Here is a 13,060-nt window from a genome sequence, read left to right on the forward strand (position 1 = left end):
TGAAAGGTCCGCCAACCGCACTCCGTTTTCACGCTACCACTAAAGTGGTTTTATTATCTTCGCTTTTTTGCTTTTATTTCTTCTCCTGTAAATGGATCAATGAATTCTTTCATGGTCATTTGATCCTCAAGAATATCCTCTTGTAATTGATTTTTTATATATTCCTGAATGATTTTTCTGTTTCTTCCTACTGTATCTACATAATATCCACGACACCAAAACTTCCTGTTTCCATATTTGTATTTCAGGTTCGCATGTCGATCAAATATCATTAAACTACTTTTCCCTTTCAAATAACCCACAAACGATGAAACACTTAATTTTGGTGGAATACTTACCAACATATGAATATGATCAGGACATGCTGTTGCTTCAATAATTTCTACGCCTTTTCTTTCACATAACTGGCGAAGAATTCTACCTACATCTACTTTGATTTGCCCATAAATTATCTGCCTTCTATATTTTGGCGCAAAGACGATGTGATACTTACAATTCCATGTTGTGTGTGCTAAACTTTTATTATCCATTTGGATCCCCTTTCGTACGAAGTCGGTTGACCAGACCTGAATTCATTGTACGGCTGGGGTTTTTTTCTTGTCCATAGCTAGAAGCTCTTTAGAACCCCTCGCATAGCAAGGGGTTTTCAAAAGATAAAAGAAAAAAACTGTGCACAGCAAAGCTTGCACAGTTTCGATGTTATTATTATTTTGGCGTGGACCATTCTACTACTTCATTGCGTTTGCGTTCCGCCATCTGTTCAGCTGAATAAATAATTTGCATAGGATTGCCGCCTGCTAGACAACCTGCTGGCACATCCTTATGTACAAGGGTTGCAGCTGACACGATCGCACCGTCACCTATCGTTACACCTGGTAGAATCGTTGAATTCGCACCAACCATTACTTCATTACCAATACGAACATCCCCTAGACGATATTCCTCTATTAAATATTCATGCGCCAAAATAGTCGTATTGAAGCCTATTACAGTATTGTCACCAATGTGAATACGTTCCGGAAACATTGTATCTGGCATAACCATTAAAGCTATGGAAGTTTGTTCACCAATGTCCATTTTTAAAAAAGTTCTATACAACCAGTTTTTCACACGTAAAAATGGTGTGAAGCGTCCAATTTGAATGACAATGAAACACTTCATCACCTTCCAAAAGGACACCGTGTCATAAATATTCCAAAGCGAGTTTGCTCCTTCGACACGATAGCGTTCTGTTTTACGTGCCATTTACTTACCCCGCTTTCACAATTTCAAATAAATCCGTCATATGATGCAACATATATTCCGGTTTGAATTGCTGTAAGTATTCCTCACCTTTAAATGCCCATGCGACACCGGCTGTTCTAACTCCAGCGTTATGTCCTGCCTCAATATCGTGGGAATTGTCACCAATCATAATGGCCTCTTCCTTGGTTACTCCAAGGCGTTCAAGCGCCAGTAAAACAGGCTCTGGATTAGGCTTTACATTTTTTACATCATCCGTGCCAATACGGACATCAAATAAATGACTTGCTCCTAGCACAGATAATCCACGGTCAATCATCCCATTACGCTTTGTAGAGACAATCGCTAATTTGATGCCCATATCCTTTAATTGCTCTAAAGTTGGGACCACATCAGGATATTGAGTGACAAGCTCATCGTGATGCGCTTCATTATATTCACGATATTTTGTAATCATTGCTTCCTCTTCACCAGGAGCAATGTCACTAAATGTCTGTTTTAGGGACGGACCAAGGAATTTCAGGCAATCTTTTGGCGAATATTGCCCGGGAAATCGCTCGTTTAAAACATGCATAAATGTTTGGATGATTAAATCATTTGTATTGAGTAATGTACCATCAAAATCAAATAGTAATGCTTTTACAGTCACTTTTCGAACCCCCTATTTATTATCTAAATATTTCACTGCGGGTTTTACTTTTATACGACGGTAAATAATCGCACCAAGACCCACTACAATGCCTATTATCGAAACAACCTGAGCTGAACGTAAATCTCCTACTAAATATAGGCTATCTGTACGCATACCTTCTATATAGAATCGACCGATTGAATACCAAATTAAATAGCTGAAGAATATTTCCCCACGATTTAAATTTACTTTGCGTAATACTAGTAAAATAATTAGCCCAATGAAGTTCCAAATGGATTCATATAAAAAAGTAGGATGTACGTAAGTTCCTAATTCTTCAATATACATTTGATTAATAATCCAATCTGGCAACATTAATTGTTCTAAAAATTCACGTGATACTGGACCGCCATAAGCTTCCTGGTTCATAAAATTTCCCCAGCGTCCAATTATCTGTCCAATTAAAATACTCGGTGCCGCAATATCTGCTACTCGTAAAAAGCTTATATTTCTTCTACGAGTGAATATGTAACCTGTCAAAAATGCCCCAATAAGTGCACCGTGAATAGCGATGCCACCATTCCAAATTTCAATAATCTTCCCCGGGTTTTCACTATAATAATCCCAACGCATCGTTACATAATAAATACGTGCGCATATTATGGATATAGGAACAGCCCATAGTAATAAATCCGCAAGAAAATCCTCCGGTAGGCCCCTCTTAACAGCCTCTCTTTGTCCAACAATATAAGCTAAAATAATACCCGATACAATTAGTAACCCATACCAACGAACAGGGATAGGTCCTAAATGGAAAGCAATCGGATTAATATCTAATAATAATAAATCCATCTTAAACTCCTCTCATCTATCATATAGGATATTGTATCCTATTAACGAACAATTAATCATCTAATTCATCCGCTGATGAAATCACCTCATCTAATCGTCTAGAAAACTCTTCGGCTGCATTAACACCCATTTTTTTTAAGCGATAATTCATTGCTGCTACTTCAATAATAACAGACACATTTCGTCCTGGTCTTACAGGAATCGTTAACTTCGTTAATTCCGTATCAATAATTTTCATTTTCTCTTCCTCTAAGCCTAGACGATCATATACTTTTTCTGGATCCCATATTTCTAATTCAATCACTAATGTAATACGCTTGTACGGACGTACCGCACTTGCTCCAAAAAGGGTCATAATATCGATAATACCGATGCCTCGAATTTCAAGTAAATGTTCTAAAAGAGGTGGTGGACTACCAATTAAAAAGTTCTCTGCCTCCTGACGGATCTCTACACAATCATCAGCCACTAAACGGTGCCCCTTCTTGACAAGCTCAAGTGCTGTTTCACTTTTCCCTACACCACTTTTTCCGATTATGAGTACACCGATGCCGTATATATCCACTAAAACTCCGTGAGCAGCAGTCATTGGTGCTAAGCGACCTTCTAAATAGTTTGTTAGTCTACTCGAAAATTTCGTTGTTGTCATATGTGTTTTAAATACAGGTACATGTTTTTCATTGGACGCCTGTATAAGTTCCTCCGGTACCTCTAAATCCCGGGAAATAATAATAGCTGGCGTATCCTGCGAACATAGTAGACGCATGCGTTCTAGTTTCACATTTGCAGGTAGCATTTCAAAAAATGAAAGTTCTGTTTTTCCAAGCAATTGCACTCGATTTGCAGGATAATGCGTAAAATATCCCGCCATTTCAAGCCCCGGTCTTGAAATATCACTCGTAACAATCGTTCTTCCTATTCCTTCCTCACCAGCTAACAATTCTAACTTAAATTTCTCCATAACGTCTCTTGTTAATACTACGACCAATGTTTTGTAGCCTCCATTCAAAGGAATTGAATATGTTTTGTCTGTGTTAACAGTCAGTAAAATTCCCACTATTCGTGACAGTTAACTAGCTGTATACACCCGATTGGTTTAACTAGCAATCAGCTTACTGATTCCAGCTTCACTTTATTTTAGCATGTCTAAGTTTAAAAGAACTATATTTACACTCTGTCTGAATGACTAAAAACTTCTACACATAAAAAAACTAGCGGTTCTCCAGCCCCGCTAGTTTCATGATCATTTTATTTTTGAGTTGCCAACCATTTAGCAACTGCTTTTGCATCTTCGCCTTTAACAATACCAGGAGGCATTGAACCTTTACCATTTTCTATAATATCTAAAAGTTCAGCTTCCGAAAAACGAGAGCCAGCATCATTAATTTTTGGCGCATTTCCTTGGCCTTGTAGTTCACCACCATGGCAAGTAATACAAGATTTCATTGCAATTGTTTCGCCATTTGGTGCAGTAGTTTTTGAACCTTCATTTGCCGTTTTACCTCCACCACAAGCAGCTAAGAAGATTGCTGAACCAATCGCTAATGTTAACATTGCCTTTTTCATTAGGGACCCTCCTCAAAGTAAATAAGTATCTTTCCCCGACATTATACCAAAGTTATGCACGTTTGAAACCTTCTCCCAACACTTCATAAGCATTAGAAACGATCACAAACGCTGATGGGTCAACGTTTTTAATGAGTTGTTTCAGCTTTGTGAATTCTGTTTGGTAAACCACAACCATCAAAACTGGTCGCGCTTCCCCTGTATAGCCACCTATTGCAGGCAACTTTGTCACTCCTCGATTGATCTCGGCATATATGGCATCACGTACCTCATCTTGTTTCATCGTAATAATGTAAATCATTTTAGACTGACTAAAGCCAAGCTGAATAATATCAATCGTTTTTGTCGTGACATAAAGTCCAATCAGGGCATACAAACCTTTCTCTAAATCAAAAACAAGTGCTGCACTAATTGCGATAATCCCATCAATTAAAAGTACACTTGTACCAAGCGTTATTCCAGTATACTTTGTAATAATTTGCGCTAGTAAATCAGTGCCACCAGTAGAAGCATTCCCCTTAAAAACAAGTCCTATTCCTATACCGACTACAATCCCTCCGAATAGTGCACCGAGTAAAGGATTATCTGTCCAAGGACTCCAACTGTTCGTTAGTAATACAATGAACGGTAATGTCACTGTTCCAATAAACGATTTTATCCCAAACTTCTTTCCAAGTAATAATATACCTACTATAAATAATGGAATATTAAATGCATATTGTATTAAGCCAGGATTCCAACCAAATAAACCGTTTAAAATTGTACTAATCCCGCTTACTCCGCCAGAAGCTACTTGATTTGGCAGTAAAAATACATTAAAGCCGATAGCAATAATTGCAGCGCCTACTATGACGTATACATACTCCACAATGCTTTCCCTTACATCATGAATTTGATTCATTTCCCCCACGCCCACTTCAACTTTCAGAATTTTTTAAAGACGTGATGATTATAGCAAATAGTTTTCGCATTGAGAACTTCGTCTTGATGAAGGAACATGTATTATTGGAATTATGTATTACACTTATGACAATTAGATACATCATCATAACGTTGGTTGATTTCTGTTCCGACTGGGCGCTTTGTTGCTGTCGCTACGCTTTCGCACAGATAAAACATTTGCCGCTGACGCTTCGCTTTCGCGCAGATAAAACATTTGCCGCTGACGCTTCGCTTTGCGCAGAGCTGAGCTTCCTGGGGCGTCCGATGAGCCGCTTCATTCGCGAGGCTCGCTGCAGAGTCTCATCAGTGAGGCTAATCCCCAAGGAGCCGCCCAGTCGGAACGAAGATCAACTAATGGCAAGCTAATTAAATATATAAAAAACAAGCTACCTTAAAAATATTTTAAGATAGCTTATTTTTGACTTTTCACTAAAATATATACTTAACGGCTTATTCCACTAAACAAAAACAGATGATTGATTCTTATTTTTATAAAGACTTTTCTGCCCACTCCATAGCTTCATTGTATAAAAGATCAATAGTTGAAAAATCAATAGTAAGCTGAGGAGCTAATCTTTCTAATGTAGACCAATCTAACTTGCCTAACGCAGTACTGAATTCCAAATAAGGTGTCATTTCAGTTTGATTACCTAAAAGTGTTGCTGTAATGTCTTCTGAAAAAGGTAGCTGCTGTAAAATAACATTCAGCGGTCTTTGTAACATAGTGTCTATTAATGAAAACATCCCAACTAAAAAATATTCAGAGAAATTTTTCTTATAGGAAAGCTTGGCTAATTTCTCACATACTTTTGCTCTAAATAAAGATGTACGCATGACTTCTTTAAACAGATCATTATCAGTATTTCTGTCAATTTCTCGCATCGCCAATAAATAAATCCACTTTCGTAAATTTGGAACCCCAAGTAATATAATCGCTTGTTTTATCGAACGAACCTTGGATTTAGAACGCAACTCTGAATTATTAACCATATGCAATAATTTATATGTTAACGAAATGTCACGCTCAATACTTTCCGCCAATAAATGTATATTAGGTTCCTCTTCTCTTAATAGCGTAATAATATATAAATATTGAATTGTATTCGCAGGTATATCGGTGGCTGTAATTATTTGAGGTTGTTCAAAAAAATAGCCTTGAAACAATTCATAGCCAGAATGCTTCGCCACTTCAAATTGCTTACGTGTCTCTACTTTCTCAGCGAGCAATTTTATGTGAGGGAAATTTTCTTTCACTTTATTTTCAATTTCCATTCGCTCTAGTAGTGATGACGATAAAAAGTCAACTTTTATATAATCGATATAAGTGAATAACTCATCATAAACTTGTACTTGATCATCCAAAATAAAATCATCTAATGCTATTTTAAACCCATATGATTTGAGCTCAATAACTCTCTCGACTAACTGAGCTGTAATAGGGACATCCTCTAAAATCTCAATAACAACTTGCGATGGATTTATGTATTCATTTAAAGGACTCATAAGCAAGTTTTCTGTAAAATTAACAAAACTAGGTTTTCCTTTTGTTACCTCTTCAATGCCAATTAAAAGAAATGAGTTTACTAATACATCAATTGTGGCAGCATCTGAATCGACCATTGGAAAAGCATTCACCTTTTTTTTGCTGCGATATAATAATTCATATGCAACGATTTGTTCCTGAAGGTTAAAAATTGGCTGTCTGCCGATAAATACTTCCATTTCGTCGCCCCCCATTTCTCTAGTTATTAGTAACATTATTATAGCATTTTTCAGCACTATCTGCTTATCATTCAATTAACTGTCTAAAAATCGACTAACAATAATTAACATTATATACAATAATAAATCACCCCTATAGCATAGTGATTTTCGTTCCAACTGGCGGCGTACGATGAGCCACTATGATGCTATCTCTAAGGAGTCTCCTAGGCTCTATTCCTCATAATGTGTCATCTTCAACACTCGTCGATAAGTATCAAAAAAGTCGTTACCCAAAACTCCAATTAACTCAATAAAAAATATTATTCCTTTTGCCGATCTACCTTTTTAAATTCACTCAACCTTCCTTATATAAATTTGTAAAATTTTATCTTTTCACGTAGACATTTACCATATTTCAATGTATAGTACATTACAACACTAATGCACTATATTTTGTAGCAGCGAAAGGGGGTTTTTCGATGCACGTTCATCTAGATGGTACAACACCGATTTATATGCAAATTGCTCAATGGCTACAGCACGAAATCATTGCCGATCGATTACAGGCAGACCAGAAAGTCTATTCACAATGCCAACTAGCAGAGTTATTCAATATAAATCCCGCCACAGCTGGTAAAGGATTGACAATTTTACTGGAAGAGCAACTTTTATATAAAAAACGGGGGTTAGGAATGTTTGTCACTATGGATGCTAAGGAACGAATTTTATTGAAACGTCGCAACGAAATATTGACCAAAATGGCACAAGAAATCGTATTAGAGGCAAAACGTTTACTTGTATCTGATGAAGAATTGCTAGTGCTGATTCGAAAAACACAGGAGGGATTGGAATGAATATTATTCAATGTGAGGAGTTATCTAAAAGCTTTGAACGTCGTCAAGCACTTCAACGTGTAACCTGCGCTATTGAGGCAGAAAAAATTATCGGCATTATTGGTCGCAACGGTGCAGGTAAGTCGACATTGCTGAATATTTTTGCAGGCTACCTAAAGCCTACGACTGGTTCATGTAAGGTGTTTAATGAAAATCCCTTTAATAATATTCAAACAGCTGCCAATATGATTTTTATCGATGATCGATTAAGCTTCTCAGATTACTTGTCGCTCGAAGATATTCTTAAGATGGGAGCTGATTTTTATCCTAATTGGCAAAATGAATTAGCTTATCGCATGCTCGATTATGCGGGTATCGACCTTACAGCAAAGCACCAGCAACTATCTAAAGGTCAATTGGCAACCTTCAATCTTGTTTACGGATTAGTAAGTCGCTGTGCACTAACCATTTTAGATGAGCCGATGAATGGTATGGACGAAGCGATTCGTACAGATTTTTACAGAGCAATTTTAAAGGAATACCTAGCATTTCCACGGACATTTATAATTACTAGTCACCACTTACAAGAGATGGAATCTATTTTAGAAGAAATATTATTAATAGATGAAGGCTCTGTCATCGCCCACGCGCCATTGGATGAATTTAAGGAACAGCTCATATCACTTAGCGGACCAAGTGATGCACTTGCGGATCTGCTCTCTGAGACGGAAGTTTACGCTCAAAAGATTGTGGCAGGGATGACCTCAGCTGTAGTAGATGCTAGTAAACTATTCGTATCAGAAGAAATACTTCGAACAAAAGGCATCAAAGTATCAGCCCTTACTGCAAGTGAAGTTTGCATGTATTTAACAAATAAAAAAGGACGTGATATTGATGCAATCTTTGACTAATATTTCACTTAAAACAATTGTCAAAAAACAAGTGAAATGGAAAGCCCAATTATATATTTCTGCCCTTAGTTCCTTAATTATTTTACAAATCATTTTTGGCGTTTTACTCTCTAGCTCCGGGAGTGGTACTTCTGGTCTTTCACTTGGAAATTTAGAAGTTCGATTCACTTATTATTCACTCGATATGTTTCTTATTGTTTCAGCCATTTGGGCATTCATAATAGGGCTTCTTTTTACAACAAAAGCATATCGTATGGATGATTTATCTGTTATTTCGAGTCGGACATCTAGCGCCCTTGCAAACATATTGGTCATGATTATATACAGTTTTATTGCAGTCTTCATTATGATTTCGACTCACTATTTACAAGTATTATGGATTTTATTAATGGAGAAGAAATCTTTTGTAATAGAAAGTCTATTTATTTCACCATCTACATTCATATTATGTTTCAGTTCCATCTGTTTATTTGGCGCAATCGGCTTACTATTTGGCACCAGCTTCAAGGGGCCAAAAGTGATAAAAATATGTCTATCTACTTTTATGGTGTTTAGCTTTATTTACATTTTTATGGCACCAAACATTATTCCTCTAATGATGCTATCCAATCTTATGATTAGTGTTCTTAATTTGCTCGCGGCCCTACTATGCTTTAGCCTCACTATTTGGATTGCTAATAAATCGGAGGTGTCTCGCAAATGATAGCGACAACAATATTCTTTTTTACTCAAATATTACTCGTGATTGCTATTTTTTTAATACTAAGTAAATTAGGTAAAAGAGCTAAAAATATTTGGACACTTAAGCGTATTCTGATTTGCATTATCTGTTACATCGCACTTGGGCTCACTGCTTTCATTTATATTAGCTTTTTTTCAGATTCGAAAATACCAGTACTTTCTCCTTCTGATATTAAACAAGTTGAGAAAAAATTTGATCAAATCCAAAAGTATGATCAAGAGTTCAATTCTTCGTATTTAACTTCAGACTACAAAAAGAAAACATGGGAAATTAACTTTGATGGAGATACATTACCTGTTGTAATAAATAATGATGACAATAATTTAAGCTTGAATATTCGACAACGTTATAATGACAATATTGAATCAGGGAAAGCTCTTATTACCTATTATCAATTTCCTTTCATAATAAATGGTGTCGATCTTTCTGACGAAGTACCACTACCTGATGTATATGTGGCACAAAACCAATTATTTATTGAGTCTCTTTCTAAACAACAAGTAAATTATTATCTTTTAAAAGCAACAATAGGTATCTTAGATTTTAATCGAGGGGCAGAACGATACGAAATGGATAATTCCTATTCAAATTTTATTGTTATCGACATACCACGCGGTACAGAAATAGAAGATTCTCAAGGCCTTATCTATTATATAGAATAGTAAAAAATAGATGATCGCCAATAATTAGCGTTAAAGCGTAAACTATATATAATGCCACGCTTGAGAATCAGCGTCACAGACAATATCCTAAAACGCAAACAATTAGGGCACGAAGGCTAGAGTATCAAGTCCTTTGATAACATCTACCCCTATGTTAACACTAGCTTTCGCACAGAAAAAACTTTCATTATAGTGCTGAGCAAAAAAGGACAGTCCTAGGTGATCTTCTATCACTTTTGGACCGTCCTTTTATTTTCCACTTACTTTTGATTTAATAACACCAATTACAGCTGGCACTACTGAAATTAAGATAATTAATATTAAAACCGTTGAGAAGTTGTCTTTAATAATAGGAAAATTACCAAAGTAATAACCTAGTAATGTACAGCTGAACACCCATAACACTGCACCTACAACATTATACATTATGAAGTAGCCATACTTCATTTTACTAGCCCCTGCAACAAAGGGTATGAATGTACGGATGAAAGGCATAAAACGTGCGATGACAATCGTTTTTCCACCGTGTGTATTAAAAAACTTTTCTGCTGCCTCCATACGTTCTTTTTTTACGACTCTTCCAAGGAAGCTCTTTGGTGGTATAGATGTTCCCACTTTATGACCAATATGATAATTCATCGTATCCCCTAAAATTGCAGCTGCTAAAAATACAGGAATTAATATCCACATGTCAAATGCGCCCATTGCTGCTGCTAATGTACCACTTGCAAAAAGCAATGAATCACCTGGCAGGAATGGGAAAATTACGACACCAGTTTCAACAAAAACAATTGCAAATAAAACGAAATAACTCAAATTACCAAACTCACGAATGATCTCTTCTAAATGCACATCAATATGCATAATAAAACTAATTAACTCTTTGATGAGTTCTATCATTTTTCCATATGCTCTCTTTCAATTTAATTTTCTAAAGGCTTTGACGTAGCTAGACACCAAAGGGTTCCATTCTTCTTGACGGGCTGTGGTGGTACTTCTTCAACACTATATGACAAGCCTTTAAAAAGTATGTAGATTTCATAAGTTTGATTTTATCACTTAGAGACATATACACTCAACTATTTAAATAAATGGCCATACTTTTTTACATTGCTGTAATAATATAATAATAAAGAATTACTGGTGTATTGATTTTCAATTTTTACATTCTAATTAATTCGAAGAGGATGATTTCCACTACGGGCTACTCGCTTTGTCGCTGACGCGCAGAGCAAGGCTTCCTGCGGGCGACAGTCGAGCCGCTTCGTCCGCTAAAGGAACGAAGGCTAAGTGCGTCACGTCCTGTGACAACGCCTTCGTGACCAACATCGTGTTGCCTCAGGTTCTCGTCTGTCTCGCTTTCCCGCTGGAGTCGAGTAGCCCTACGCTACAATCAGTTAAAATGTTAGCAAAATAGAAACAAAAAAATCCTTTTATCTCTCAATAATAAACCTATTTTTCCTAATCAACACGCATGAAAGAATTGTCTTAAATTAAATTAGCTCCCCTTAAATTTTTTTACAAACATAAAAAAAAGCTACCAAATAGTAGCTTCTAAAGTGTACCCTTTGTAAAGGACATTTTGAAAAAAAGCTAGGCTACCTTTTGAAGCTGCTGTCTGTATTTTGCAGGCGGCAGCTTTTTCAAGTTCCATTGCCCTCGATAATGGTTGTAATATATCATATAACTTTTCACTTCTCGTTTTACTTCTTCTAATGTTTCGCACGCTTTCAGATTGGTTTCATCTTTAAAATGACCGAAGAAGGATTCTTGAGGGGCGTTATCCCAACAGTTTCCTCGACGTGACATTGATTGCCCTAGTCCCATTTTCTTGACAAGTTTCTGGAATTTTGGATTCGTATAATGGACTCCTTGATCGGAATGAATAAATGCATCTTTCGTTAAATGGTGGTGATTTCGTTTTAATTTACGAAGAGTATTGAGTGCGATATCCATACTTAATGAAGCAGATACTTCATACGCTAAAATTTCGTTTGTCTCAGCGTCCTTAATCGTTGATAAATAAGCACGTTTACCGTTTCCGTACGTCAAATACGTAATATCTGTTAATAATACTTTTCCTGCTACACCTTGTTTAAAGTTACGCTGTAATTCATTTGGACATGTACGATGTTCTTTTGTCGCTTTGGCCATTCTACGTGCTGGATTCGCTTTTCGAATTAGGCATACAATCTCGAATTTCTTCATAATGCGGCGAATACGTTTTAAGTTATACGTAATCCCATATTGATTTTCTAGCGTCATTTTAATTTGACGTGCACCTTTCTTACGTCCTCGGAAATGATACGCTTTTAAAATGATTTCTTTGATTGCTGCATCTGCTAACTCATGGGCTGCACGCTTTTGTGCTGATTTTTCTGTGAAATAATTATAGTAACCTGAACGAGATACGCCCATGATTTCACATAGATAACTTACTAAACGTTTTAGTTTATATTTTTGAATCGTTTTACTGATTAATTCAAATTTTAGTTCTGTTGCGATTGTTATTTCTTCTTTAACATCTGCCTTTCGAGTAGATCGAGCTTTTTTAAAAGTTCATTCTCCGCTTGTAATAATTGATTTTTCGCTTCTAATCGTGCAATTTTTTCTTCTAAACTTAATTCCCGTTCTATTGGACGACCTGAATTCGATTTCCGTGTATCTTGTAGACCCTCTACTCCAGTTGTACGATAAGCTGCACGCCAACGCTTTCCCGCTGAACTAATGCGCTTCAAACCAATCAGTTCAACATCTAAACCGGCCTCTTCAAAAATCGTTCTTGGGAGTTTTCCTTTTTCATTTTCTGCAATAAAATGGCGTTTAAATTCCTCAGTATATGTAATCGCTTTATCACTAATAGCCTGGACATTAGGATTACATTTTAGTTGTTCTTGCTCTTTTTTAGTAAATAATCTTTTCGTCATTTATTCCGCTCCGACATCTTTTTTCTCATTATAAACAAAAGTACCCTA

Annotated in this window: 14 protein-coding genes; 4 read left to right on the plus strand and 10 right to left on the minus strand. The window is 36.4% G+C overall.

The annotated features are described in order from the left end of the window. Positions 1 to 53: 53 nt before the first annotated feature. The 8 genes from tnpA to ABE34_RS09715 form a co-directional block, all read right to left on the minus strand. Complete coding sequence (gene tnpA / locus ABE34_RS09680; protein ID WP_197141399.1) at positions 54 to 530, minus strand: IS200/IS605 family transposase; 477 nt, start codon at positions 528 to 530, stop codon at positions 54 to 56. 175 nt (positions 531 to 705) lie between these two features. Continuing rightward, positions 706 to 1,245 carry an acyltransferase gene (locus ABE34_RS09685; protein WP_197142073.1) on the minus strand — a complete coding sequence of 180 codons (540 nt, stop codon included), beginning with the start codon at positions 1,243 to 1,245 and terminating at the stop codon, positions 706 to 708. A 4-nt stretch (positions 1,246 to 1,249) separates the two neighbouring features. Continuing rightward, positions 1,250 to 1,891: a pyrophosphatase PpaX gene (gene ppaX / locus ABE34_RS09690; protein ID WP_197142075.1), complete on the minus strand. Its 642-nt coding sequence runs from the start codon at positions 1,889 to 1,891 to the stop codon at positions 1,250 to 1,252. A 12-nt stretch (positions 1,892 to 1,903) separates the two neighbouring features. Continuing rightward, positions 1,904 to 2,725 carry a prolipoprotein diacylglyceryl transferase gene (gene lgt / locus ABE34_RS09695; RefSeq protein WP_197142077.1) on the minus strand — a complete coding sequence of 274 codons (822 nt, stop codon included), beginning with the start codon at positions 2,723 to 2,725 and terminating at the stop codon, positions 1,904 to 1,906. A 52-nt stretch (positions 2,726 to 2,777) separates the two neighbouring features. Beyond that, on the minus strand, positions 2,778 to 3,713 hold the full coding sequence (hprK, locus tag ABE34_RS09700; RefSeq protein ID WP_197142079.1) for an HPr(Ser) kinase/phosphatase: 936 nt from the start codon (positions 3,711 to 3,713) through the stop codon (positions 2,778 to 2,780). A 260-nt stretch (positions 3,714 to 3,973) separates the two neighbouring features. Beyond that, the gene (gene cccB, locus ABE34_RS09705) at positions 3,974 to 4,291 is read right to left on the minus strand and encodes a cytochrome c551 (RefSeq protein ID WP_197142081.1); all 318 of its coding nucleotides are present in this window, start codon (positions 4,289 to 4,291) and stop codon (positions 3,974 to 3,976) included. A 52-nt stretch (positions 4,292 to 4,343) separates the two neighbouring features. Then, complete coding sequence (locus ABE34_RS09710) at positions 4,344 to 5,192, minus strand: YitT family protein (RefSeq protein ID WP_197142083.1); 849 nt, start codon at positions 5,190 to 5,192, stop codon at positions 4,344 to 4,346. 530 nt (positions 5,193 to 5,722) lie between these two features. Further along, positions 5,723 to 6,955, minus strand: a complete 1,233-nt coding sequence (locus ABE34_RS09715; RefSeq protein WP_197142085.1) for an EAL and HDOD domain-containing protein — start codon at positions 6,953 to 6,955, stop codon at positions 5,723 to 5,725. Between the two features lie 461 nt (positions 6,956 to 7,416). Here ABE34_RS09715 and ABE34_RS09720 point away from each other — a divergent pair, with 461 nt between their 5' ends. Genes ABE34_RS09720 through ABE34_RS09735 form a run of 4 tightly spaced genes read left to right on the plus strand, consistent with a single transcriptional unit; the run spans position 7,417 to position 10,085 of the window. Next, positions 7,417 to 7,791 carry a GntR family transcriptional regulator gene (locus tag ABE34_RS09720; RefSeq protein WP_197142087.1) on the plus strand — a complete coding sequence of 125 codons (375 nt, stop codon included), beginning with the start codon at positions 7,417 to 7,419 and terminating at the stop codon, positions 7,789 to 7,791. Continuing rightward, complete coding sequence (locus ABE34_RS09725) at positions 7,788 to 8,681, plus strand: ATP-binding cassette domain-containing protein (RefSeq protein ID WP_197142089.1); 894 nt, start codon at positions 7,788 to 7,790, stop codon at positions 8,679 to 8,681. Before ABE34_RS09720 ends, ABE34_RS09725 begins: the two co-directional genes overlap by 4 nt. Continuing rightward, positions 8,665 to 9,384, plus strand: coding sequence for a hypothetical protein (locus ABE34_RS09730; protein ID WP_197142091.1), 720 nt, complete (start codon positions 8,665 to 8,667; stop codon positions 9,382 to 9,384). The genes ABE34_RS09725 and ABE34_RS09730 overlap by 17 nt, the downstream gene beginning before the upstream one ends. Further along, the gene (locus tag ABE34_RS09735; RefSeq protein ID WP_197142093.1) at positions 9,381 to 10,085 is read left to right on the plus strand and encodes a hypothetical protein; all 705 of its coding nucleotides are present in this window, start codon (positions 9,381 to 9,383) and stop codon (positions 10,083 to 10,085) included. Before ABE34_RS09730 ends, ABE34_RS09735 begins: the two co-directional genes overlap by 4 nt. Positions 10,086 to 10,334: 249 nt before the next feature. Here ABE34_RS09735 and ABE34_RS09740 read toward each other — a convergent pair whose 3' ends face one another. Both ABE34_RS09740 and ABE34_RS09745 read right to left on the minus strand, forming a co-directional pair. After that, complete coding sequence (locus tag ABE34_RS09740; protein ID WP_346655546.1) at positions 10,335 to 10,982, minus strand: VTT domain-containing protein; 648 nt, start codon at positions 10,980 to 10,982, stop codon at positions 10,335 to 10,337. Positions 10,983 to 11,678: 696 nt separating this feature from the next. Further along, positions 11,679 to 13,012, minus strand: a protein-coding gene (locus tag ABE34_RS09745; RefSeq protein WP_430982158.1) for an IS3 family transposase whose coding sequence is annotated in 2 segments (ribosomal slippage) — positions 11,679 to 12,628 and positions 12,628 to 13,012 — 1,335 coding nt in all. Because the reading frame shifts where the segments join, the coding sequence is not laid out codon by codon here. Positions 13,013 to 13,060: the final 48 nt, after the last annotated feature.

The sequence above is a fragment of the Lysinibacillus sphaericus genome (genome assembly GCF_015844675.1).
In the GTDB taxonomy this organism is placed as follows: Bacteria; Bacillota; Bacilli; order Bacillales_A; family Planococcaceae; genus Lysinibacillus; species Lysinibacillus sphaericus_E.